This window comes from Citrobacter sp. CK185, from assembly GCF_030333565.1.
Taxonomy (GTDB): Bacteria; Pseudomonadota; Gammaproteobacteria; order Enterobacterales; family Enterobacteriaceae; genus Citrobacter_B; species Citrobacter_B koseri.
Map to the genome: position 1 here is coordinate 1031719 of NZ_JAOWFR010000026.1, position 23475 is coordinate 1055193.

The window sequence follows — 23475 nt, forward strand, 5'->3', positions numbered from 1 at the left end:
CTAAGCATATGACTCAGTATTAAGGAATAGATCATGCTCCATCCGCGAGCCAGAACGATGCTGTTATTATCGCTTCCCGCACTCATTATTGGCATTGCCTCCAGTCTGGTATTGATCGCCGTGATGAAAGTCGCCTCCGTTTTACAGCGCCTGCTGTGGGAGCAAATCCCCGTCGGCCTGGGCATTGCCCATGATTCCCCCGTCTGGATTATCGGCATGCTCACGTTTACCGGGATCATGGTCGGGCTTGTCATCCGCTACAGCCCTGGGCATGCGGGCCCGGACCCGGCGACCGAACCGCTGATCGGAGCGCCGATGAACCCTGTCGCGCTTCCGGGCCTGCTGATCGCGCTCATTCTCGGCCTGGCAGGTGGAGTAAGCCTGGGGCCGGAGCATCCCATTATGGCGGTGAATATCGCGCTGGCCGTCGCTATCGGCGCTCGCCTTTTCCCACGCATAGGGGCGCTGGACTGGACGATCCTGGCTTCCGCAGGCACTATCGGCGCGCTGTTCGGCACCCCTGTCGCCGCCGCGCTGATTTTCTCGCAAACCCTGAACAGCTCTGACGATACGCCCTTGTGGGATCGTCTGTTCGCTCCGCTGATGGCGGCAGCCGCGGGATCGTTAACCACCAGCCTGTTCTTCCATCCGCACTTCTCCTTGCCGATTGCGCACTACACGCAAATGCGGCTGAGCGATATTTTCAGCGGCGCAGTGGTGGCAGCCATTGCGATTGCGGCGGGTATGGTGGCGGTATGGTGTTTACCACGTCTGCATACGTTGGTGCATCGTCTGAAAAATCCGGTACTTATTCTCGGTATCGGTGGTTTTATGCTGGGGATTCTGGGCGTATTGGGCGGGCCGCTGACCCTCTTTAAAGGACTGGACGAGATGCAGCAGCTGGCGTTCAGCCAGACGCTGGGCGCCACGGACTACTTTATGCTGGCGATCGTTAAGCTGGGCGCGCTGGTTATCGCCGCCGCCTGCGGTTTCCGGGGCGGGCGTATCTTCCCGGCGGTCTTTGTGGGCGTGGCGCTGGGTCTGATGCTGCACGCGCATGTTGAAGCGGTTCCGGCGGCAATTACCGTCTCATGCGCGATTCTGGGGCTGATGCTGGTCGTAACCCGTGACGGCTGGCTGAGTCTGTTTATGGCCGCAGTCGTCGTACCGGACACCACCCTGCTTCCGCTGTTGTGCATCGTTATGCTTCCCGCCTGGCTCCTGCTGGCAGGCAAGCCAATGATGGCCGTCAACCGCCACGACAGATAACCGGCCACCGCGTTTACTCCCCGTTGCGCGATTCCAGCGCGCGGGTGACGGTACGCAGCAATTCCGGCAAATCGGCTTGGCAGCACGACCTCAATCAGCGAAAGCCGCTGCGGGGATTTCAGGCGCGCCAGCACTTCCTCCAGCTGGATAGCCTGCGTTACCCGCCAGCACTCCGCCTGACAGTTCGCACTGAGCGCCTGCGGAACCTGCGTCCAGTTCCATCCGGCGATATCGTTATAACGCTGGTTCGCCCCATGAATGGCGCGCTCCACGGTATAGCCATCGTTATTGAGCAGCAGAATGACCGGCGACTGTCCATCCCGCATCATCGACCCCAGTTCCTGAATCGTCAGCTGCGCCGCGCCGTCTCCGGTAATCAGAATCACTCGCCGTTCCGGGCAGGCGGTTTGCGCGCCAAAGGCGGCGGGCAAAGCATAGCCGATTGATCCCCAAAGCGGTTGCACCAGCACGTCCGCGCCAGCAGGCAGTGAAAGATCCGCCGCGCCAAACGCGGCGGTTCCCTGATCGGCAAGGATAATATCGCCCGGCAGCAGGTACGCCTGTACCGTATGCCAGAAGTTTTCTTGCGTCAGCGTCCCCTTCTCAATATGGCCGCCGGGCGCATGCGCCGGGGTCGGAGGAGGCGAAAATGAAAGTTCCAGACATAACTCGCGCAACGTAGTGACCGCCTGCTCCATCGACAGACCGCTGAACCAGCTATTCCCGACGCGCGAAGCATGCGGCTGGATTTCAATCGTGCGTTCCTGCGGCAGTTGCTGTGTGAAGCCCGCCGTCAGCGTATCGACAAACCGGGTGCCAACGCAGATAACGGTATCAGCCTCTTCAATCGCCTGACGCACCGATTCACTGCTGGCTCCGGCGCTGTATGTACCGACAAAATTCGGGTGCTGCTCATCAAACAGCCCTTTGCCCATGAGCAGCGTCGCGTGCGCTATTGGCGTTTCCGCCATCCAGCGTTGTAAAACTGGCTGCAAGCCAAAACGCAAGGCGAGAAAGTCTGCCAGCAGCGCCACGCGCGGGCTGTTCATCAGCCGCTGGCGCGCGCGATAGCAAAACGCCGCCACCGTGTCATTTTCCCCTTCAGCACGGTCAGGTGTGAGAACGTTTACAGGAGGGACAGCAGGTCGTTTTGCCACATCCGCCGGTAACATCAGATAGCCGGGTCTGCGCATCGTCAGCATTCCGCGTAATACGCGGTCGATTTCATAACAGGCGTTCTGTTCATTCAACACGGCGCTGGCGGCCGTTACAGCCTGGCTTATACGGTAAAAATGCTGAAAGTCGCCATCGCCGAGAGTGTGATGCATCAGTTCGCCCCGCCGCTGTGCGCCGCTGCATGGCGCGCCGACAATATGCAGCACGGGAACGTACTCTGCGTAGCTTCCCGCCAGGCCATTAAGCGCGCTTAACTCCCCTACGCCGAAAGTGGTCAACAACGCCCCTGCCCCGGCTAACCGGGCGTAGCCATCAGCCGCATAGGCGGCATTCAGCTCATTCGCGCACCCTACCCAGCATACGTCACGATGCGCAATCACATGGTCAAGAAACTGCAAATTATAATCGCCCGGCACACCAAAAAGATGCCCGATACCGCAGCCTGCCAGTCTGTCCAGCAGGTAATCCGCAACGGAATATGGGGTTTGCATGACAGCTATCCTTCTGACGGTAACCTCATGTTGAGTATTAAAGAACTGTGATAGCTGTCCAGAAAAGCTGCTGCAAAAGGGGTGGAAAGCAGGATTTACAGTTTTTCACGGTGTAATCTCATTGAATAACAATCCGTGTAAACGTATACACTGAAAACTCACGTCATTCAGAGGGCAACAACATGGTTTATCGGGCCGATGAAAATCGCTACCAGACAATGGAGTATCGCCGCTGCGGTCAGAGCGGTTTAAAGCTCCCCGCCATTTCACTTGGGCTATGGCACAATTTCGGTGATACCACTCAGGTAGAGAACAGCCGGGCGCTGCTACAGCGTGCTTTTGATCTGGGAATTACCCATTTTGATCTCGCGAATAATTACGGCCCGCCGCCAGGCTCAGCAGAGCGCCACTTTGGCCGTATCCTACAGGAAGACTTTTTACCGTGGCGCGATGAACTGATCATTTCTACTAAAGCGGGTTATACCATGTGGGATGGCCCTTACGGTGACTGGGGTTCGCGCAAGTATTTGATAGCCAGCCTCGATCAAAGCCTGAAACGTCTGGGGCTGGAATATGTCGATATCTTCTATCACCACCGCCCTGACCCGGAAACGCCGCTCAAAGAGACGATGAAAGCGCTGGATCATATTGTTCGTCAGGGAAAAGCGCTGTACGTCGGGATTTCCAACTATCCGGCGGATCTGGCCAGACAGGCCATTGAGATCCTGGACGACCTGGGCACGCCGTGCCTGATTCACCAGCCCAAATACTCGATGTTCGAGCGCTGGGTCGAAGACGGCTTGCTGGCCTTATTGCAGGAGAAAGGCGTTGGCAGTATCGCCTTTTCACCGCTGGCGGGCGGGCAATTAACCGATCGTTATCTCAACGGCATTCCGGCTGATTCCCGGGCCGCCAGCGGAAGCCGCTTCCTTAACCCGGATCAGATTACCCCAGAGAAACTGGAAAAAGTGCGCCAGTTAAATGCGCTGGCCGGACGTCGGGGGCAAAAACTGTCCCAGATGGCGCTGGCCTGGGTGCTGCGCGACGACAAAGTGACGTCAGTGCTGATTGGCGCCAGCAAGACCGCACAAATTGAAGATGCCGTGGGGATGCTGGCGAATCGTCATTTTTCTCCCGCCGAATGCGCAGAAATCAACGCAATCCTGAACGGCAGCCAATAATCATTTTTTAGCAAAAAGTGCTCTCGCTCATGATTTAAGAGTTAAGGCGATGAAACGGGGCTTTACCGCCCCGTAATATTGCGTTAACAGGCCGATTACGGCTCGATCGTGAAGGAGAAAAAGAATGTTCAGGTCACTGATTCTGGCGGTAGCCTTATTGGCTTTTACACCGCTTGCCGCGAACGCTGGCGAAATCACCCTGTTGCCATCGATAAAATTACAAATTGGCGATCGCGATAATTACGGTAACTACTGGGACGGCAGATACTGGCGCGACCGGGATTACTGGCACCACCATTATGAATGGCGTAAAAATCGCTGGTGGCGACACGATAATGGCTATCATCGCGGCTGGGATAAGCGCAAAGCCTATGAACGCGGCTACCGCGAAGGCTGGCGCGATCGCGACCACCACCCTGGCCGGGGTCACGGACACCGCCATTAAAAATAGCCCCGTTCAAACGGGGCTATTTTCGAATTGTGTTTTTATCAGCAATACCGATTCAACCATTTCTCTTAACTTCCCTGGCTATACGGTCTTCAAATCACAACCCCAGCGCGGTTCCTACCAGCAACCAGATATTCAGCGCCACCACCAGCACCACAATCATCCAGCCGATGTACTTAACCCATTGGGTATTCACCAGATCGCCCATCAATGTGCGATCGCTGGTAAAAATCAATAACGGCACCAGCGCCAGCGCAATGCCGAAACTCAGCAGGACCTGGCTCATCACCAGGATTCGGGTTGGATCAAGCCCCATAAGAATAACGATAAACGACGGCATCATCGTGATGGTGCGGCGTACCCACAGCGGAATGTGGAAGCGAACAAATCCCTGCATCACAACCTGCCCCGCCAGCGTACCGACCACGGTGGAAGAGAGCCCCGCCGCAACCAGGCTCAGGCCGAACACCGTCGCCGCAGCATGGCTAAGCAGCGGTTCCAGCGTCAGATACGCCTGATCAAGATCGGCAATACCGGTATGCCCGCTAAAATGGAACGCGGCGGCAGCGGTCGCCATCATCGCCAGGTTCACGAACCCTGCAATCGTCATCGCTATCGCCACATCCCATTTAGTGGCGGCATAGCGCTGCTGCCGGGAGCCGTCGTGCAGATGCTGCGTTAAAGAAGAGTGCAGATAGATAACGTGGGGCATGATGGTCGCGCCCAGCACCCCGGCAGCCAGAAATACCGCCTCAGAGTTCGGCAGGCTGGGGATGATCATCCCTTTGCTCAGCTGCGCCAGGCTTGGCTGCGAAAAAATCAGTTCCACAATATAGGCTGCGGCCACAAACAGCAGTAATCCGCCAATCACTTTTTCCAGCGGTTTTTGCCCACGACGCTGCAACATCAGAATCAGGAATGTGGCGATACCTGTCAGCACCGCCCCCTGCAACAGGGAGATGCCGAGAATGAGTTTAAAGCCGATCGCCGCCCCGATAAATTCCGCTAAGTCGGTGGCCATCGCGATGATTTCCGCCTGAACCCAATAGAACCAGACGACAGGGCGCGGGTAATGATCGCGAATTTGCTCCGCCAGGTTTTTGCTTGTCGCAATCCCCAGTTTGGCCGACAGAACCTGAATGAGCATCGCCATCAGGTTCGCCCAGACAACCACCCACAGCAATTTATAGCCAAAGCTGGCCCCGGCCTGGATATTAGTCGCAAAGTTACCGGGATCGATGTATCCGATCGCGGCGATGAACGCCGGGCCCATCAATGCGAGCCTTAACTTGCGCGCCGCCCGTCCACTATTGCTTTCAACGCGATCGTTTGTCATCTTTTGCCTCAGAAACATAGCCTTTGCTATGTTTTATGCTATGTTTATTGAGAATGATTATCAAGTGCATTTTAATGGGTAACGTTGATATCTCTGATAGCGCCAGGCTATGGGCCAGCAAGGGAGGGTCGAAAAACAAAACCAGGTTGTTTGTTAATTGTATGAGATTAGCACAATGACATAACTTTTCACTTCCATACTAAACATAACAGAAACGTATTCCAGATCACTAATTTTGAATCTCATCACAGCTCCTTATTATAGTGTGTGTTTGATCTCGTTTTCTTTATTGTTGTTGCATAGAATGTGCACGGAAATTAAACCTGCCTCATATTTGGAGCAAATATGGACCGCGTCCTTCATTTTGTCCTGGCCCTCGCTGTTGTTGCGGTACTCGCACTGCTGGTAAGCCATGACCGTAAAAAAATTCGCATTCGTTACGTCATTCAGCTGCTTGTTATCGAAGTTTTACTGGCCTGGTTCTTCCTGAACTCAAACGTTGGCCTGGGCTTCGTGAAAGGTTTCTCCGAGATGTTTGAAAAACTGCTCGGTTTTGCCAACGAAGGGACCAACTTCGTTTTCGGCAGCATGAACGATCAGGGCCTGGCCTTCTTCTTCCTGAAAGTCCTTTGCCCCATCGTCTTTATTTCCGCGCTGATCGGTATTCTTCAGCACATCCGCGTTCTGCCGGTTGTGATTCGCGCGATTGGTTTCCTCTTATCCAAAGTCAACGGGATGGGTAAACTGGAATCATTTAACGCCGTCAGTTCCCTGATTCTGGGCCAGTCTGAGAACTTTATCGCGTATAAAGACATCCTCGGCAAAATGTCCCGCAATCGTATGTACACGATGGCGGCAACGGCAATGTCTACCGTATCCATGTCTATCGTAGGCGCGTACATGACCATGCTGGAGCCGAAATATGTCGTTGCGGCGCTGGTTCTGAACATGTTCAGCACCTTTATCGTTCTGTCAGTGATCAACCCGTATCGCGTCGAAGCCAGCGAAGAAAATATTCAGATGTCTAACCTGCACGAAGGTCAGAGCTTCTTCGAAATGCTGGGCGAATACATTCTGGCAGGCTTTAAGGTCGCGATTATCGTTGCGGCGATGCTGATTGGCTTTATCGCCCTGATCGCGGCGCTGAACGCCCTGTTCGCGGCCGTTCTGGGCATCTCCTTCCAGGGCATTCTGGGTTACATCTTCTACCCGGTGGCCTGGGTCATGGGGGTTCCGGCGAATGAAGCGCTTCAGGTAGGCAGTATCATGGCGACCAAACTGGTATCTAATGAATTCGTCGCCATGATGGATCTACAGAAAATCGCCTCTACGCTCTCTCCGCGCGCGGAAGGCATCATCTCTGTATTCCTGGTCTCCTTCGCTAACTTCTCTTCCATCGGGATTATCGCCGGCGCGATTAAAGGTCTGAACGAAGAGCAAGGCAACGTGGTTTCACGTTTTGGTCTGAAACTGGTGTACGGCTCAACGCTGGTGAGCGTACTGTCTGCGTCTATCGCAGCGCTGGTGCTGTAATTACGGTATCGCCAGGCGGCGGCGCAAACGTCTTCATCTGGCCTTACGACGCGCAACCGGGGACATGTTCCCCGGTTTTTTATGGCTGTGGCGCTTCCAGCGGGCGCGGTCGCCCAATCAGATAACCTTGCAGATAGTTCACGCCCAGGCTTAAAAGTAATTCCCGCTGCTCCGGCGTCTCGACAAATTCGGCAACCACGCATAAGGATTTCGCTTTCGCGAGATCGGTAATTGATTTCACGATCATCGCATCCAGAGAGTCCGTCATAATGTCTTTTATGAAGCAACCATCAATCTTGATGATGTCTGCCCGCAGGCGTTTAAGACGTTCATAGTTCGCGTATCCCGTACCAAAATCATCAATGGCTATCCTGAAACCGAAATTCCGCAGTTGCGCAATATTCTGCGTGCTGATTTCAGAATTGGAAAACGCCTGCTCTTCGGTGATTTCGATGATCACGCTTTCAGGCGTAATACCATAACGCCTGAACAGGCCGATAATGCGTGATGCGCTCTCTTTATTCAGTAACGTCAACGGCATTAAATTGACCGAGAAACGGGCGCCCGGCGCTGTCGTCGGATGGGTGGCTATCCATCGCAGCAGGGCTTCCACAACCTGTAAATCAAAGCGGGCGCTGAGGTTAAATTGGGCAATCAGTGGAATAAACTGATCCGGCGTCATAATGCCGTCATCACTTTTCAGTCGCGCCAGAACCTCCGCATACCCTTTCCCCTGCGCGTTGAGAATCGGTTGCGCGTACAAAACCAGATCGCCGTTTTCCAGCGCCTTGCGAACCTTTTGCAGCAGTAATACCCGTTCCGTCGTCTGATCGGAGACCGCCTCAAGACTTTGGGTCAGCGCCATAACCCGGTGGTTCGCGCAGGATTGCTCCGACAGCCAGCTAAGCTGCCCCAGCAGGGGTTGTAGCGTCTCCTGTCTGCCGTCGTAAGCGCCCCACGCGGCGCCGTATTCCATGTCCAGCCCGGTATTGTTCCAGTAAATTTTGCGGCTATTGAGGAGATTAACCATATGTTGCAGGCGGGCTTCCGTCTCAGGGCCGCGAAGCACTAACAACAATTCGCTGCCTGGCACCTGAAATACGCTCTCGTTTTCTTGCAGGAACGGTTGCAGCATTCGACACACCGAGCGTTTGCAATGAACGCGCATCAGCATGCCGTAATGTCGACTCAAAAATTCCAGGTTTTCCATCCGCAGGCAGCACACCGTTTGTCCTGTTCCCTGCAACAAAAATTGCTCCAGCGCGCGAATGTTAGGAAGGCGCGTCAACGGGTCGGTTAATGCCTGACCATGCCACTGTCGGTTCAACCATTCGCTGCGTTGATAAATACACACCATATACAGCAAGCAAATACTAAAGGAGATGAGAACAGAGAGGATAAAGGCCAGTGAATATTCGGAGCCGACGCCCTGCAAGAAATTCCGGTTATACACCAGCAGGCACAGCGCAGAGATGGCCCAGCTGAGGTTCAGCAGCGGATAACTCAGCTTGCCCACGCCGAGCGTAAAAACAATAAAAAAGACGGGCACCAGATAACCGGCAATATAGTCGGCATCAAAAGGCGCGCACATCAGAACGATCAGCGCCACAACGACGGAGATCCAGGTCAGGGTAAACAGACGCTTCTCTTTGACCAGATACGGCGCAATGTCCCTGCGCCAGAAAATGCGGCAATAGCGCGGGTTGATTATCATCCGCAGAGGATAATAAAAGAGCATAGTGAAAATCAGGACCGCTGAAATCAGGCTCAGAATATCCACGATGGTATAAATAATGGTTGCCGTACCAAAGAATGTTGATATCGCAACAGGGTAGTCCAGACAATGCCCCGCGAGATACATGCTGGCTTTGATGCCCGCCGGCGCGACAAACCCGAGCCAGAAGATACGCAACCAGATATTCCTGTCAGGCAATCCATGACGCCAGCGCGCCCCCACTTGCCAGCGGACGATCCCGCAAATGCCCAATACGGAAAAGGTCTGACAAAATAACAGCACCGCTGCCTGCATTAACGGGAGATGAAGGTTCCAGTGATTGGTCGCCATCATCGCTAAAATGATGGGGACAATACCGCGTCGGCCAAATAAGAAAAGCACGGAAAACATGACGCATAGCGGCAGCCAGGCCAGGAAAATAGAGCTGTCATCGACAACGGCGAGCGGAGAAATAGAGCGGGAGAACTGTATACCGACAATGGATAGCGTCAAAGAAACGATAAATATTCTTATATTTTTTAGTAAGTTATGCTTATCCTGCATAGATTCCCTGTTCTCATCAGTCACGCTATAAGGCACACAAATAATAAGTTTATTCGTGACGCGAAGCAAACCTGCACAGGCCTGATATCAGGCGCTCTTACACGTTCTTTCATTTGATACAAAGGTATTGACGCTTACTGAAACTGTATTACAAAAATGGCGGGAACGCAGATACAAAAAACCCCCGCTTTTCAGCGAGGGTTCAAATTTTGGTGGAGCTAAGCGGGATCGAACCGCTGACCTCTTGCATGCCATGCAAGCGCTCTCCCAGCTGAGCTATAGCCCCACGATGCTTTTACGTACCAGATTTGTTGGGATTCAAATTTGGTGGAGCTAAGCGGGATCGAACCGCTGACCTCTTGCATGCCATGCAAGCGCTCTCCCAGCTGAGCTATAGCCCCGTCACGTAAAGCTTGTCGAGTTGACGGGCGGCATCATATGAATTCCCTTCGCATGTGTCAACGGCAAAATGCCGCCGGCAAATTCAATCGCTGAAAAAGCAGGCAAATGAAGAACATTGCGTAACAACTCGCATTTAGTAGTTAAACGCGTCACGGTTTCAACTAAAATGATGCTATAAAGTGAACCGCTAATTAACCATACGACTATTCAGGGAATCGTTATGTTCAAGGAACGGATGACGCCAGAAGAACTCGCTAATCTGACCGGTTACAGCCGACAAACCATCAATAAATGGGTGCGCAAGGAAGGCTGGACGACGTCGCCCAAACCAGGCGTACAGGGAGGAAAAGCCCGGCTGGTACACGTTAATGAGCAGGTTCGCGAATATATCCGCAGCGCCGAACGTTCTGCGGAGGGAGCATCGGAATCCTTTTCGTTAACCAGCGATACCTCTCTTGAATCGCTGCTGGTCACGCTGGCCAAAGAGATGACGCCATCTGAACAGAAGCACTTTACGTCTTTGCTTTTGCGTGAAGGGATTACCGGTTTGTTACAACGCTTAGGGATTCGCGATAGCAAATAATATGAAAAAATTACGCAGCAAAATGACGACCGAAGAGCTGGCGGAGTGCCTTGGCGTCGCCAGACAAACCGTTAATCGGTGGATCAGAGAACAAGGATGGGAAACTGAAAAGTTTCCGGGCGTAAAAGGCGGTCGGGCAAGGCTCATTCACATTGATGCTCGCGTACAGGAATTTATTCTTAACATCCCTGCCTTCCGCAACCATTCTGCGTTTTATCAGGCGGAAGAGCCGCTTGCCGAATACAGCCACGTTGTGCGCAGCCACGCCTATCGCCAGATTATTGATGCCGTGGAGAACATGTCGTCCAAAGAGCAGGAAAAGCTGGCGCAGTTTCTGTCGCGAGAAGGCATACGCGGTTTTCTCGCCCGTTTGGGCCTTGATGAATCGTAGACCCAATAAGCGCAGCGCCATCGGGCAACAGGCCGGATGGCGGCGCAACCCCCACCCGGCCTACGGTTAATACACCTTACTGCTGATTTTCACGTTCCGCGATAAAAGCCAGCGCTTTATTGATGCGCTCAATGCTGCGGGATTTACCAATCGCATGCACCGTGACGTCCAGCGCCGGAGACTGGCCTGCGCCAGTGACGGCAACGCGCAGCGGCATACCGACTTTCCCCATCCCCACTTCCAGTTCATCGGCTGTCGCCTGAATTGCATGGTGTACGTTTTCTGCGCTCCACTCTGTGATGGCCGCCAGCTTATCACGCACCACTTCCAGCGGCTGACGCGCGACCGGGCGCAGGTGTTTTTTCGCCGCATCCGCGTCGAACTCAGCAAAGTCCTCATAGAAATAGCGGCAGCTTTGCGCCATCTCTTTCAGTGTTTTGCAGCGTTCGCCCAGCAGTTTCACCAGTTCAGCCAGCTGCGGGCCGTTACGGGTATCGATATTCTCCTGCTCAATGTGCCATTGCAGGTGCGTTGCCACATATTCCGGCGCCAGAGAATTGATGTAGTGATGGTTCAGCCACAGCAGTTTGTCAGTGTTGAACGCACTGGCGGATTTGCTCACAGCATTCAACGAGAACAGCTTGATCATCTCTTCACGGGTGAAGATCTCCTGATCGCCGCTGGACCAGCCCAGACGCACCAGGTAGTTCAGCAGCGCTTCCGGCAGGTAGCCGTCGTCACGATACTGCATCACGCTGACCGCGCCATGACGCTTGGACAGTTTTTTACCGTCGTCGCCGTTGATCATGGAAACGTGCGCGTACACCGGAACCGGCGCGTTCAGCGCTTTCAGGATGTTAATCTGGCGCGGCGTGTTGTTGATATGGTCTTCGCCACGAATCACATGGGTGATTTCCATATCCCAGTCATCCACAACCACGCAGAAGTTATAGGTCGGGGAACCGTCGGTACGACGAATGATCAGATCGTCCAGCTCCTGGTTGCTGAATTCGATCGGCCCACGGATCTGGTCGTCAAAAATAACGGAGCCGTCCTGCGGGTTGGCAAAACGCACAACGCAAGGCTCATCGTCAGAATGATGTTCGTGACCATGACGGCAGCGGCCGTCGTAACGCGGCTTCTCGCCTTTCGCCATTTGTTCTTCGCGCAGTGCTTCCAGACGCTCTTTGGAGCAGTAGCATTTATATGCCGTACCCGCTTCCAGCATCTCATCAATCACCGCGTTGTAACGATCAAAACGTTTGGTCTGGAAATACGGGCCTTCATCCCATTCCAGGCTCAGCCAGTTCATACCATCCATAATGGCTTCAATAGCTTCCGGCGTGGAGCGTTCGAGATCGGTGTCTTCAATACGCAGCACAAACTCACCGCCGTGGTTACGTGCAAAAAGCCAGGAGTAAAGAGCAGTACGCGCGCCGCCGACGTGCAGATAGCCTGTCGGGCTTGGCGCGAAGCGAGTTTTGATTTTCATGAAATGGCCTTACGTTTATTAAAGATGCCGACAACCGGCAAATCCGGGAAAGATTATCAGGCTGGTATTCTATCACCGTGGTCTGATTCCTCAATGTTGTTCGGGTTGGAACATCACGCTTTGCGATTTTCGTATACAAATCATGCTGAACGGAGTAATTCGCGATCGTTTTGTTTAAATTTACGACGAACGGACAATTTCTTTAGAAAATGCGTTGACTCATTTTCAACTCTCCCTATAATGCGACTCCACACAGCGGGGGTGATTAGCTCAGCTGGGAGAGCACCTCCCTTACAAGGAGGGGGTCGGCGGTTCGATCCCGTCATCACCCACCAACTACTTTATGTAGTCTCCGCCGTGTAGCAAGAAATTGAGAAGTGGGTGATTAGCTCAGCTGGGAGAGCACCTCCCTTACAAGGAGGGGGTCGGCGGTTCGATCCCGTCATCACCCACCACTTTCTCGCCAGCTGGATTTCTTGCAGTAAAATGAAGTACCGAAGTGGGTGATTAGCTCAGCTGGGAGAGCACCTCCCTTACAAGGAGGGGGTCGGCGGTTCGATCCCGTCATCACCCACCACTTCGGGTCGTTAGCTCAGTTGGTAGAGCAGTTGACTTTTAATCAATTGGTCGCAGGTTCGAATCCTGCACGACCCACCAATGTAAAAAGGCGCCCTAAAGGTGCCTTTTTGCTATGCGCGATATTTATATGCCTGATGACGCTTCGCTTATCAGGCCTACGGGTCTTGTAGGCCGGATAAGGCGCTTGCGCCGCCATCCGGCAATGCTCAACGAATCAGCGCATCAATCAACTTCGTTAATGCCAGTGTTGCCTGCTGCGGCTCGTAAACAATATACAAATCTGCCGGAATACGTTCTTCCAGAGGGCGAAACACCACGCCCGGCCAGTTCATCTGCGCATAACTATCCGCGATTAACGTAATGCCAATCCCCATGCTGATCATCGCCAGCACCGTTTGCGGCTCCATAACTTCACGCACTATCATCGGCGTAAATCCGGCTTTCTGACAAACACGTTGCAAAAATGCCCAGTCGGTATGAATCGAAGGCATGGTAACGAAATATTCGTTGCGTAACGCATCAAGAGGGATCGCCGGGCAGCAAGCCAGAGGGTGATCTTCCGGCATCGCCACCAGAAATGCGGATTCATGTAAACGCAGACTGGTAAATCCCTCCGTCGGTTCGATCGCCATCCGCCAGATGCCAGCATCCAGCTCGCGTCGTTCCAGTAACGCCATCTGCATCGCAGGCATTTTTTCGCGAAATAACACCTCGACATTGGGGTTCTCTTTCAAAAAACGGCGCATCACAGGACGCATTTTCCCCCACATCGCCGTGCCCACAACGCCCAGTTCAATGCGCCCTGCCTCACCGCGTCCGATCTGTTCCACGCGCGCAAATGCCTGATTCGCGCTGAACAACAAACGCCGCGACTCTTCCATGAGAATTTTCCCCGCATGCGTTAACGCCACGCTGCGGGAATGGCGAACAAACAACGGCGTGCCGAGCTGATTTTCCAGCTCTTTGACATGAATACTCAGAGGAGGCTGAGACATATTCAGACGCGCCGCCGCCCGGCCAAAATGCAGCTCCTCAGCAACAGCGAGAAAATAGCGCAATAATTTAAGATCTATACGATGTACGCGTTCCATGATTATTGCGCTCCATAGATAAGGAATAATGCGCAACGTTAGCACATTTGTCTCAGGGACGTTGAAACGGCGGGCAGGCGCCCCGCCGTTTCAGCCGTTAGTGCGCCAGTGGTTTCGCCAGCCATTTTTCTGGCTCGTGTTTATATTTGAAAAACAGCGCAAAAATCACTGCCAGCGCCAGCGCATAAGCGGCGAATACCAGCCAGATGGTCTGCCAGTCTTTCACGCCGCCCACCGAGAAGTAGTCCACGGCGATACCGCTCAAAATTGACCCGACCCAGGCGCCTACACCATTGACCATAGTCATAAACAGCCCTTGCGCACTGGCGCGGATCGTCGAACTGACTTCCTGCTCAACAAATACCGATCCTGAAATATTGAAAAAGTCGAAAGCGCAACCGTAAACAATCATCGACATCAGCAGTAGCACAACGCCAAACGGGGATGGATCGCCAAACGCAAAAAAGCCAAAGCGCAGCGTCCATGCCAGCATACTCATCAGCATCACGGTTTTAATGCCAAAGCGTTTCAGAAAGAACGGGATAGTCAGAATGAAACCCACTTCAGCCATTTGGGAAACAGACAGCAGGATGGAGGGATATTTCACCACAACGCTGTCGGCAAACGCCGGATTGCGGGCAAAATCGTGCAGGAAGGGATTACCGAAAACATTCGTAATTTGCAGCACAGCCCCTAACATCATCGCAAACAAAAAGAAAATCGCCATTCGCGGATTTTTGAATAAGACAAACGCATCCAGCCCCAGTTTGCTGGCAAGCGTGGCGGACGTATTCTTCTTCGCCACCGGAATTTTCGGTAGCGTAAAGGCATACAGCGCCAGTAACAGCGAAGCGCCAGCGGCAATGTACAGCTGCGCGCTGCTTAGCTCCAGCCCCATCAGGCTGACCGTCCACATAGCGATAATAAAGCCCACGGTGCCAAAGACGCGAACGGGCGGGAATGCAGTAACCGGGTCCTGGCCGGACTGCGCCAGACAGGCGTAAGAAACGCTGTTGGATAAGGCAATAGTCGGCATATAGGCCATTGCATTAATTAACATTATCCAGAACATCGCATCCGGGTCGGTCACGGTCGTGGCATACAACAACGCGCCGGCGCACACCAGATGGCAGAGCATATATGTACGCTCGGCACGCAGCCATTTATCGGCGACGATCCCCATAATGCCCGGCATAATAATCGCCGCCAGCCCTTTTGAGCTGTAAATCATTCCAACGTTAGCGCCAGTAAAATGTAAGGTGTTAATCATGTAAGAACCCAGGGTCACCAGCCAGCTTCCCCAGATAAAATATTGTAAAAACGACATGACTTTTAAGCGGGACGTAATACCCATTTTTTTCGTTCCTTGCCGTAAAGTACGGCCCTGCAAGCAGGGCCATTATTATTTTGTGTTTTAAGCCAGTTGGCGTAAGAAGCCGCAAATCAGATTGATGAAGTTCTGCCGGGAAAGCTCAGCTGCCGCCAGCGTTTGCGCATGGGACAGTTTCACATCACCCAGCCCTTCCGCCAGATTGGTGATCGCGGATACGGCCACCACCTTTAGTCCGCAATGGCGCGCGCTAATCACCTCCGGGACGACCGACATTCCCACCACGTCGCCACCGATGATCTGCATCATGCGAATTTCCGCTGCCGCCTCAAAGTTCGGCCCCGGATAAGAGACAAACACCCCTTCGTGAAGCGTGAAGCCCTCTTCCCCTGCAACGCGCTGGAGAATGGCGCGGTAATCCGCATCGTAGGCATTGGCCAGCGAGAAGAAGCGATCGCCAAAGCGTTCGTCGTTCATCCCCACCATCGGCGTGCCCGGCATCGTATTGATATGATCGCTCAACGCGACCAGGCTGCCTGGCCCGACTTCCGGGCGCAGAGAGCCGGCGGCGTTAGTGCAAAACAGCAGTTCACAGCCCAGCAGTTTCAGGGTACGGATCGCGTCAGTCATGATCGTCATGCCGCGACCTTCGTAAAAGTGCCCACGGCCTTTCATACATGCCACCGGGACTCCAGCCAGATTCCCCAGCACCAGTTCCCCCGCATGCCCGTGAACGGTACTGACCGGAAAACCAGGCAAACGCGCATAAGAAATTGCCACCGCGTCTTCAATTTGCTCCGCCAGCGCTCCCAGACCGGAGCCAAGAATGAAAGCAACACGCGGGGTAAAATCAGGCTTGTGCGCGCGAATGATGTCAGCGCTGTACCAGGGATTCTGCGAAAAAAGGGTGTGGGTCATAAGGGGTCCTTAAAAACGGAATAATCGATAAATACGTTGGGTACGTCGTTGTTATAACGAGAGTAACCAACCGATTACCAATACCGTTTTCCCGGACGATCGATATAAAATGTATATTGATACGTAAAATAAAATGGTCAGACTTTGCCTGATTTGCCCACCAGAAATGGCAGGGACTGCTGAAGGTCTGTTCACCTCTGCCGATATTAATGTTTTAAGGCAAGAGGAAATGGTAATGACGACGATCAACACTTCAGTCTCCGCCGTTCAGAGCGGCAGCACGGGCAGCAAAGCCGCTACCGGTAACGATTTGTCTGCGCAAATCTCACGCATCACGCAGCAAATTACAAAGCTTACACAGCAGCTCAAAGAGGTTGCTGACGGCAGTGGCAGCACAGAAGAGAAACAAAAGCAGCAGGAACTGATACAGACGCAAATTAAAATGTTGCAGGCGCAGCTGGCGCAATTACAGCGCCAGCAGGCAGAAGAAACGCAGCAGAAGCAGGAGCAGAAACAACTCAGGGCCGAAGGTGTCAACGCGCCTTCCGACGATCACCAAATTGATGTTTATATCTGATACAACGGATCGCGTGCACGGCCAGCGGTAAGTTCACTGGCCTGCATGCGCACGACGTCCCACAGCGCCTGAGCCGCCGTAGAGAGCGACCGGTTCTTGCGTCTCGCCAGCATCAACTGCCTTTCGACGACGGGCGTCAGCCGTTTCACCTGCAAATGACTTCCCTGAGGCAGCGGTAACGCCAGCGCGGGCAACACGCTGATGCCAATCCCCGCCTCCACCATCGGAAACAGCGTTGCGGGATGCCCAATCTCCTGCACGATCGTGGCATCAATGGCAAAATGCGCGAAAGCCGCGTCAATCAACGGGCGGCTGCCGGAGGCGTAATCCTGTAATACCAGCCGCTCATGTTTAAGATCCTGCCAGTTAACCCACTCCCGCTGCGCTAACGGACTATCCTGGCGACACAACAGCAAAAAGGGTTCCGACAGTACGGCTTCACATTGCAAATCCGAAACAGCCCCGGGATCGATGACAATGCCAAAATCCACATCCCCCTGACGAATGCTCTCCAGCACCCACTGCTGGGGACGATCGTGCAGTACAAAATCAATTTCCGGGTACAGCTGGTTACTCTGCGCGATACACTGCGGGATAAGATGCGCGGAAATCGTCTGGCTGGCCGCCACGCGCACGGTGCCGGTTAACTGCGTCCCCACTCTTCCGGCTTCCCGCAGAGTACTGTGCAGTTCATCGAGAACACGCTCCAGACGCCCCGCCAGCTGCTGACCCGCTTCCGTCAGCGTCACTTCTCGCGTGGTGCGATCCAACAGCTTAACTCCCGTCTGCCGTTCCAGCTCTTTTACGCTGTGGCTCACCGCAGACTGACTCAGACCAATGACGTCCCCTGCCCGACTAAAGCTTTTAGCCTGAGCGACGGTGACGAAGATACGAAGTTGACGCAGAGAATAATTCATCTGTTAAATTCATATATAGATGCAATAAATCAATTTTATTTCTCAAACGGAAAAAAGCAAAATACCTGCATCGACTTTCAGGAGTTTTTATGAAACTTTTTCGTATTCTTGATCCGTTCACGCTGACGCTTATCACCGTCGTTTTGCTGGCCTCCTTTTTTCCGGCCAAAGGGGATTTCGTTCCGTTTTTTGAAGGCTTAACCACCGCCGCGATTGCGCTGCTGTTTTTTATGCATGGCGCAAAACTCTCACGCGAAGCCATTATCGCGGGCGGCAGCCACTGGCGGCTGCACCTGTGGGTAATGTGCAGCACCTTCATCCTGTTTCCGGTTCTCGGGGTGTTATTTGCCTGGTGGGCGCCCGTCAATGTCGATCCCATGCTGTATACCGGTTTCCTGTACCTGTGTATTTTGCCCGCGACCGTACAGTCTGCCATCGCCTTTACCTCTCTGGCGGGAGGAAACGTCGCGGCGGCCGTCTGTTCGGCATCGGCCTCCAGCCTGCTGGGGATTTTTCTTTCGCCGCTGCTCGTCGGCCTGGTGATGAATATCCACGGAGCAGAAGGCAGCCTGGAACAGGTCGGCAAGATCATGCTGCAACTGCTGCTGCCGTTTGTGCTGGGGCACCTGTCGCGTCCGTGGATTGGCAACTGGGTCGCGCGTCATAAAAAGTGGATTGCGAAAACGGACCAGACCTCCATTCTGCTGGTCGTCTATTCCGCATTCAGCGAAGCCGTCGTTAACGGTATCTGGCACAAAGTGGGATGGGGCTCGTTGTTGTTTATTGTCGTCGTCAGCCTTGTGCTGCTGGCGATTGTCATTGGCGTTAACGTGTTTGCCGCCCGCAGGTTCGGATTCAACAAAGCAGATGAGATAACCATTGTCTTCTGCGGGTCGAAAAAGAGTCTGGCGAACGGCATCCCGATGGCCAATATCCTGTTTCCCACCTCAGTGATTGGGATGATGGTGCTGCCGTTGATGATCTTCCATCAGATCCAGTTGATGGTCTGCGCGATGCTGGCGCGTCGCTACAAACGCCAGACCGATAAGTTGCAGGCGCAGCAAGAAGGCCGCGCCGCGAAGGCTTAAAGAGGCCGTTTCAGGGGCTGCACCAGCTGCGTCAGCCCCTCGGTTTTAATCAGCAGCGTGATTTGCATCAGCTCACCCAGTCTTCCCGCCGGAAATTCATCCTTACGGGCAAACCACAGCAAATACTCCTCCGGCACATCAATGAGCCGACGCCCTTTGTACTTGCCGAACGGCATCACCGTATTGGCTATCTCAATCAGCTGCTCTTTTTCCATGTCAGACACCCAGTAAGCGGAGCATCTCTGCTTCGTCGATCACGTCAATCCCCAGTTCCTGCGCTTTCGCCAGCTTAGATCCCGCCGCTTCGCCCGCAATCACCAGATCGGTTTTTTTCGATACGCTGCCCGCCACTTTCGCCCCCAGCGCCACGAGGCGCGCTTTCGCATCATCTCGCGACATCAGGCTGAGGCTGCCCGTCAGGACGATCGTTTTACCGGCAAACGGGCTGTCGATTTCGTCGGCGTTAACCACGATCGGCGCAGGCCAGTGAATGCCTTCCGCCAGTAACTGCCCGATCACGTCCCGGTTACTCTCTTCAGCAAAGAAGTTAAAGACGTGCGTAGCGACCACAATGCCGACATCCGGCACTTTTTGCAGTTCGTCGATAGAGGCCGCTTCCAGCGCCTCTAACGTACCGAAGTACGCCGCCAGCCCTGCCGCCGTGGCTTCGCCCACTTCGCGGATACCGAGCGCATAGAGGAATCGCGCGAAAGTGGTCTCTTTCGCTTTTTCCAGCGCATTCACCACATTCTGCGCCGATTTCGGCCCCATACGATCCAGGCCCGTCAGTTTGCCTGCCGTCAGACGGAACAGATCTGCCGGGGTGTGGACATACTCTTTCTCGACAAGCTGGTCGATAATTTTATCGCCCATGCCATCAACGTCCATTGCCCGGCGGGAAACAAAGTGCTTGAGCGACTCTTTGCGCTGCGCGCCGCAGATCAGGCCGCCGGTACAGCGAGCGACCGCTTCGCCTTCCACGCGCTCAACATCAGAACCGCACACCGGGCAATGCGTCGGGAACTCGACCGGGCGCGTCTCTTCCGGGCGTTCGGAAAGCACCACGTTCACCACCTGCGGGATCACATCCCCCGCACGGCGAATCACCACTTTGTCGCCAATGCGCAGGCCAAGACGCTCAATTTCATCCGCGTTGTGCAAGGTGGCGTTGCTGACCAGCACACCTGCAACATGCACCGGTTCGAGACGGGCGACGGGCGTGATCGCGCCAGTCCGCCCCACCTGGAACTCTACATCGCGTACAAACGTCATTTGCTCCTGCGCCGGGAACTTAAAGGCCACCGCCCAGCGCGGCGCGCGGGCGACGAATCCAAGCTGTTCCTGCAACGCCATCGAGTTGACTTTAATCACCACGCCGTCAATGTCAAAACCCAGCGTCGGGCGGTCTTCTTCCACTTTGTGATAGAAGTCCAGCACCGCTTCGGGAGAGTCGCACAGCGTCACCCGGTCGCTTACCGGAAGCCCCCAGGCTTTGAATTGCAGCAAGCGCCCCAGATGCGTATCGGGCAGTTCGCCACCTTCCAGAATGCCGACGCCGTAGCAAAAGAAAGTGAGCGGTCGCTTCGCGGTAATACGCGGATCAAGCTGGCGCAACGACCCCGCCGCAGCGTTACGCGGGTTGGCAAACACTTTATTACCGGTGCGGCGCGCCTCTTCATTAATTTTTTCAAACCCGGCCTGCGGCAGGAAAACTTCGCCACGAACCTCCAGACGCGCCGGAATGTTATCGCCACGCAGCTTCAGCGGAATAGCGCGAATGGTACGCACATTGGAGGTGATGTCCTCGCCGGTCGTTCCATCGCCACGCGTTGCCGCGCTGATCAGCACGCCGTTTTCATACAGGATGCTGACAGCCAGACCGTCCAGCTTCAGCTCGCAGCACCAGGTCAGTTTATCGCTGTTTTTTAGCCGATCCTGCACGCGCTTGTTAAACGCCAGAAAACTCTCTTCATCAAACACGTTGTCCAGCGACAACATGGGCACTTCGTGGCGAATCTGGCTGAACGCCGCCAGCGGCGCCGCTCCGACGCGTTGGCTCGGGGAGTCCGGCGTAATTAAATCTGGATGCTGCGCTTCCAGCTCACGAAGTTCGCGCATCAGACGGTCATACTCAGCGTCCGGGATCTCCGGCGCATCCATCACATGGTAAAGATACTCATGATGGCGAAGCGTGGTTCGCAGTTCTGTCAGTTGTTGTTCGATTGATTCCATATCGCACCATCAATGATAAAAAACCCCCGACAGGCGGGGGTTCAGAAAGGGGGGATCACGCCTGGGTTTCTCAGGCGTTGGATTCTTTCACTTCGCGAATGCGATCCTGATATTCACGCAGTTTCTGCGGCGTCATCATCCGGCGCTGGTCATCAAGCACCACGCCGCCGACTTCATCAGCGATATGCTGCGCAGACTGGAGCATCAGCTTAAAGTTTTGCAACTCGTCGCCGTAAGAAGGCACCTGCATAAAGATAGTGACCCCCGGCGTGGAGAAATCACCGGTCATTTCAGGATCAAACGTTCCCGGGTTCACCATGTTGGCCAGGCTAAACAGCGCAGGGCCGCTGCCATCCGGGCTCAGGTGGCGATGGAAAATATTCATATCGCCAAATTTGAAGCCCGCTTGCTGGATGCTGTTCAGCAGCACTTCGCCGCTAAGCTCGCTGCCATGATGAGCGGCGACGTTCATAATAATGACCGCTTCTTTACGCTGCGGTTTTTCCGCGACGGGCGCTTCTTCCACTACTGGTTCAGGCGCTGGCGCAGGCTCTGCGACAGGTTCCGCTGGCTGGAAAGTCTGCGGAGCAGGCTGAGGCGCAGGTTGCTGTGGCGCTGGCTGAACAGGCTGTTGCGGCGCAGACTGAACCTGCGGCGCTACCGGCTGTTGCTGTACTGGCTGCTGCACAGGCTGTGCCGGTTGTTGTGCCGGTTGCGGTTGCGACGGCTGCCCATACTGCGGCCGTTGCTGCGGCTGCGCTGGCGCTTCAGGCGGCTGCTGAGCCGGTTGACGAGGCTGTGCAGACGCATAAGGCGGCTGGTATTGGTGTTGCGGCGACTGACGAGGCGCATCATGCTCCTGAGCGTTGCCGGGGGCATGATTCACGCGGTGAACACGAACTTCACCCACGCCCTCCTCTTCTTCGACGTCATCGTCGTAAGAATCGTCGTCACGTTTTGACTTCATGCGTTTCAGTGGACGATCGCGGAACATAGAAGATCGTTCTTTACGGCTGGTCCAGAAACCATGTACCAGTAAAGCGATTATGGCGATCGCGCCAACAATGATTAATATCAGACGCAAATCCTGCATCATTATATTCTCTGTTGTTCTAACACCTTGCCACCACGGCAAACATTTACTCACTAAGAGTATTTGCCGATTACGTCAAGTGCAAGTGCGCTCTTGGCTTTCACAGCATAAAGATGAACGAAATCGTGCTTTTTGCTGTTTTTTCGAACATTTCTTAACTGGCGAACGCGTCACAACCCGGTAAGATACGCAAAGTTTACCCGGGGCTTTATTAAAGGAGCATGTCCTGATTATGGTGTCATCATCCGCAACTACACCTCGCAGCGGCTTTTACTATTTCTCACAGGGGTGGAAACTGGTCACGCAACCGGGGATCCGTCGCTTTGTTATTTTGCCGTTACTGGTAAACATTTTGCTGATGGGCGGCGCATTCTGGTGGCTGTTTACGCAACTGGACGTCTGGATCCCTTCGCTGATGAGCCACGTTCCCGACTGGTTGCAGTGGTTAAGCTATCTGCTGTGGCCCATTGCGGTCATCTCGGTTTTACTGGTCTTCGGCTATTTCTTTTCAACCATTGCCAACTGGATCGCCGCCCCTTTCAATGGTCTGCTGGCGGAACAGCTTGAGGCGCGCCTGACCGGCGCAACGCCGCCAGATACCGGCGTACTGGGGATTATGAAAGATGTGCCGCGCATTATGAAACGCGAATGGCAAAAGTTCATCTGGTATCTGCCGCGCGCCATTGTGCTGTTAATTCTCTATTTTATTCCAGGAGTCGGGCAAACCGTCGCCCCGGTGCTGTGGTTCCTGTTCAGCGCGTGGATGCTGGCGATTCAGTATTGCGACTATCCCTTCGACAACCACAAAGTCCCGTTCAAAGAGATGCGCACCGCCCTGCGCACGCAGAAAGTCGCCAATATGCAGTTCGGCGCGTTAACCAGTTTGTTCACCATGATCCCGGTGCTTAACCTGGTGATCATGCCCGTCGCCGTGTGTGGCGCAACGGCGATGTGGGTTGATTGCTACCGTTCCAGACATGGGTCATGGAAATGAATCACAGCACACTCATAAACCTGTAAAATAGTTGTATAAAAAAGGAGGGGCTTATGCCGCTCCTTATTCCATCTCG

20 protein-coding genes, 6 tRNA genes and 1 pseudogene are annotated in these 23475 nt (G+C 54.2%); 13 read left to right on the forward strand and 14 right to left on the reverse strand.

Annotated features, from left to right (window positions below; translation table 11 throughout):
* The first annotated feature begins 33 nt into the window (after positions 1-33).
* On the forward strand, positions 34-1269 hold the full coding sequence (locus OGV79_RS19540; RefSeq protein WP_200073627.1) for an ion channel protein: 1236 nt from the start codon (positions 34-36) through the stop codon (positions 1267-1269).
* 13 nt (positions 1270-1282) lie between these two features.
* On the opposite strand, the pseudogene OGV79_RS19545 reads toward OGV79_RS19540, so the two are convergent.
* Positions 1283-2936 (reverse strand): annotated as a pseudogene (locus OGV79_RS19545) (alpha-keto acid decarboxylase family protein).
* Between the two features lie 182 nt (positions 2937-3118).
* On the opposite strand from OGV79_RS19545, the gene mgrA reads away from it, so the two are divergent.
* Complete coding sequence (gene mgrA / locus OGV79_RS19550) at positions 3119-4117, forward strand: L-glyceraldehyde 3-phosphate reductase (protein WP_047462199.1); 999 nt, start codon at positions 3119-3121, stop codon at positions 4115-4117.
* 124 nt (positions 4118-4241) lie between these two features.
* A complete protein-coding gene (gene ypeC / locus OGV79_RS19555; protein ID WP_200075589.1) occupies positions 4242-4562 on the forward strand; it encodes a DUF2502 domain-containing protein YpeC in 321 nt (106 codons plus the stop codon).
* Between the two features lie 100 nt (positions 4563-4662).
* Here ypeC and OGV79_RS19560 read toward each other — a convergent pair whose 3' ends face one another.
* Positions 4663-5901 carry an Nramp family divalent metal transporter gene (locus OGV79_RS19560; protein WP_230010349.1) on the reverse strand — a complete coding sequence of 413 codons (1239 nt, stop codon included), beginning with the start codon at positions 5899-5901 and terminating at the stop codon, positions 4663-4665.
* Positions 5882-5971: a hypothetical protein gene (locus tag OGV79_RS21735; RefSeq protein ID WP_418222348.1), complete on the reverse strand. Its 90-nt coding sequence runs from the start codon at positions 5969-5971 to the stop codon at positions 5882-5884. The genes OGV79_RS19560 and OGV79_RS21735 overlap by 20 nt, the downstream gene beginning before the upstream one ends.
* A 275-nt stretch (positions 5972-6246) precedes the next feature.
* On the opposite strand from OGV79_RS21735, the gene nupC reads away from it, so the two are divergent.
* A complete protein-coding gene (gene nupC, locus OGV79_RS19565; RefSeq protein ID WP_012131386.1) occupies positions 6247-7434 on the forward strand; it encodes a nucleoside permease NupC in 1188 nt (395 codons plus the stop codon).
* A gap of 79 nt (positions 7435-7513) precedes the next feature.
* On the opposite strand, the gene OGV79_RS19570 is transcribed toward nupC, so the two are convergent.
* The 3 genes from OGV79_RS19570 to OGV79_RS19580 all read right to left on the reverse strand — a co-directional run bounded on the left by OGV79_RS19570 (position 7514) and on the right by OGV79_RS19580 (position 10113).
* Positions 7514-9712, reverse strand: a complete 2199-nt coding sequence (locus OGV79_RS19570) for a bifunctional diguanylate cyclase/phosphodiesterase (protein WP_286468816.1) — start codon at positions 9710-9712, stop codon at positions 7514-7516.
* Between the two features lie 210 nt (positions 9713-9922).
* Positions 9923-9998 (reverse strand) — tRNA-Ala (locus OGV79_RS19575).
* A 39-nt stretch (positions 9999-10037) separates the two neighbouring features.
* Positions 10038-10113 (reverse strand) — tRNA-Ala (locus OGV79_RS19580).
* A gap of 221 nt (positions 10114-10334) precedes the next feature.
* Here OGV79_RS19580 and OGV79_RS19585 point away from each other — a divergent pair.
* On the forward strand, positions 10335-10697 hold the full coding sequence (locus OGV79_RS19585) for a YfeC-like transcriptional regulator (RefSeq protein ID WP_012131384.1): 363 nt from the start codon (positions 10335-10337) through the stop codon (positions 10695-10697).
* Between the two features lies 1 nt (position 10698).
* A complete protein-coding gene (locus OGV79_RS19590) occupies positions 10699-11088 on the forward strand; it encodes a MerR family transcriptional regulator (protein ID WP_012131383.1) in 390 nt (129 codons plus the stop codon).
* 76 nt (positions 11089-11164) lie between these two features.
* On the opposite strand, the gene gltX is transcribed toward OGV79_RS19590, so the two are convergent.
* Entirely contained in the window at positions 11165-12580 is a 1416-nt protein-coding gene (gene gltX / locus OGV79_RS19595; protein ID WP_047462188.1) for a glutamate--tRNA ligase, read from the reverse strand.
* A gap of 259 nt (positions 12581-12839) precedes the next feature.
* Between gltX and OGV79_RS19600 the strand changes: the two genes are divergently transcribed.
* The 4 genes from OGV79_RS19600 to OGV79_RS19615 all read left to right on the forward strand — a co-directional run bounded on the left by OGV79_RS19600 (position 12840) and on the right by OGV79_RS19615 (position 13237).
* Positions 12840-12915 (forward strand) — tRNA-Val (locus OGV79_RS19600).
* A 44-nt stretch (positions 12916-12959) separates the two neighbouring features.
* Positions 12960-13035 (forward strand) — tRNA-Val (locus tag OGV79_RS19605).
* Between the two features lie 46 nt (positions 13036-13081).
* A tRNA-Val gene (locus OGV79_RS19610) sits at positions 13082-13157 on the forward strand.
* A 4-nt stretch (positions 13158-13161) separates the two neighbouring features.
* Positions 13162-13237 (forward strand) — tRNA-Lys (locus OGV79_RS19615).
* 128 nt (positions 13238-13365) lie between these two features.
* On the opposite strand, the gene OGV79_RS19620 is transcribed toward OGV79_RS19615, so the two are convergent.
* From OGV79_RS19620 to xapA, 3 genes are all read right to left on the reverse strand, one after another.
* Positions 13366-14250, reverse strand: coding sequence for a LysR family transcriptional regulator (locus tag OGV79_RS19620; protein WP_115614583.1), 885 nt, complete (start codon positions 14248-14250; stop codon positions 13366-13368).
* A gap of 97 nt (positions 14251-14347) precedes the next feature.
* Positions 14348-15604, reverse strand: a complete 1257-nt coding sequence (locus OGV79_RS19625) for a nucleoside permease (RefSeq protein WP_286468817.1) — start codon at positions 15602-15604, stop codon at positions 14348-14350.
* A gap of 60 nt (positions 15605-15664) precedes the next feature.
* Positions 15665-16498: a xanthosine phosphorylase gene (gene xapA, locus OGV79_RS19630; protein ID WP_286468818.1), complete on the reverse strand. Its 834-nt coding sequence runs from the start codon at positions 16496-16498 to the stop codon at positions 15665-15667.
* A 235-nt stretch (positions 16499-16733) separates the two neighbouring features.
* On the opposite strand from xapA, the gene OGV79_RS19635 reads away from it, so the two are divergent.
* Complete coding sequence (locus OGV79_RS19635) at positions 16734-17075, forward strand: FlxA-like family protein (RefSeq protein ID WP_024130136.1); 342 nt, start codon at positions 16734-16736, stop codon at positions 17073-17075.
* Here OGV79_RS19635 and OGV79_RS19640 read toward each other — a convergent pair.
* Complete coding sequence (locus OGV79_RS19640) at positions 17066-17992, reverse strand: LysR family transcriptional regulator (RefSeq protein ID WP_012131376.1); 927 nt, start codon at positions 17990-17992, stop codon at positions 17066-17068. The genes OGV79_RS19635 and OGV79_RS19640 overlap by 10 nt on opposite strands.
* An 89-nt stretch (positions 17993-18081) precedes the next feature.
* Here OGV79_RS19640 and OGV79_RS19645 point away from each other — a divergent pair, with 89 nt between their 5' ends.
* A complete protein-coding gene (locus OGV79_RS19645) occupies positions 18082-19080 on the forward strand; it encodes a bile acid:sodium symporter family protein (RefSeq protein WP_012131374.1) in 999 nt (332 codons plus the stop codon).
* On the opposite strand, the gene OGV79_RS19650 is transcribed toward OGV79_RS19645, so the two are convergent.
* From OGV79_RS19650 to zipA, 3 genes are all read right to left on the reverse strand, one after another.
* Complete coding sequence (locus OGV79_RS19650; protein ID WP_012131373.1) at positions 19077-19295, reverse strand: DUF3820 family protein; 219 nt, start codon at positions 19293-19295, stop codon at positions 19077-19079. The genes OGV79_RS19645 and OGV79_RS19650 overlap by 4 nt on opposite strands.
* Position 19296: 1 nt before the next feature.
* The gene (gene ligA / locus OGV79_RS19655; protein ID WP_058667836.1) at positions 19297-21312 is read right to left on the reverse strand and encodes an NAD-dependent DNA ligase LigA; all 2016 of its coding nucleotides are present in this window, start codon (positions 21310-21312) and stop codon (positions 19297-19299) included.
* A gap of 70 nt (positions 21313-21382) precedes the next feature.
* Positions 21383-22408, reverse strand: coding sequence for a cell division protein ZipA (zipA, locus tag OGV79_RS19660; protein ID WP_012131371.1), 1026 nt, complete (start codon positions 22406-22408; stop codon positions 21383-21385).
* Between the two features lie 229 nt (positions 22409-22637).
* Between zipA and cysZ the strand changes: the two genes are divergently transcribed.
* Positions 22638-23399 carry a sulfate transporter CysZ gene (gene cysZ, locus OGV79_RS19665; RefSeq protein ID WP_286468819.1) on the forward strand — a complete coding sequence of 254 codons (762 nt, stop codon included), beginning with the start codon at positions 22638-22640 and terminating at the stop codon, positions 23397-23399.
* Positions 23400-23475: the final 76 nt, after the last annotated feature.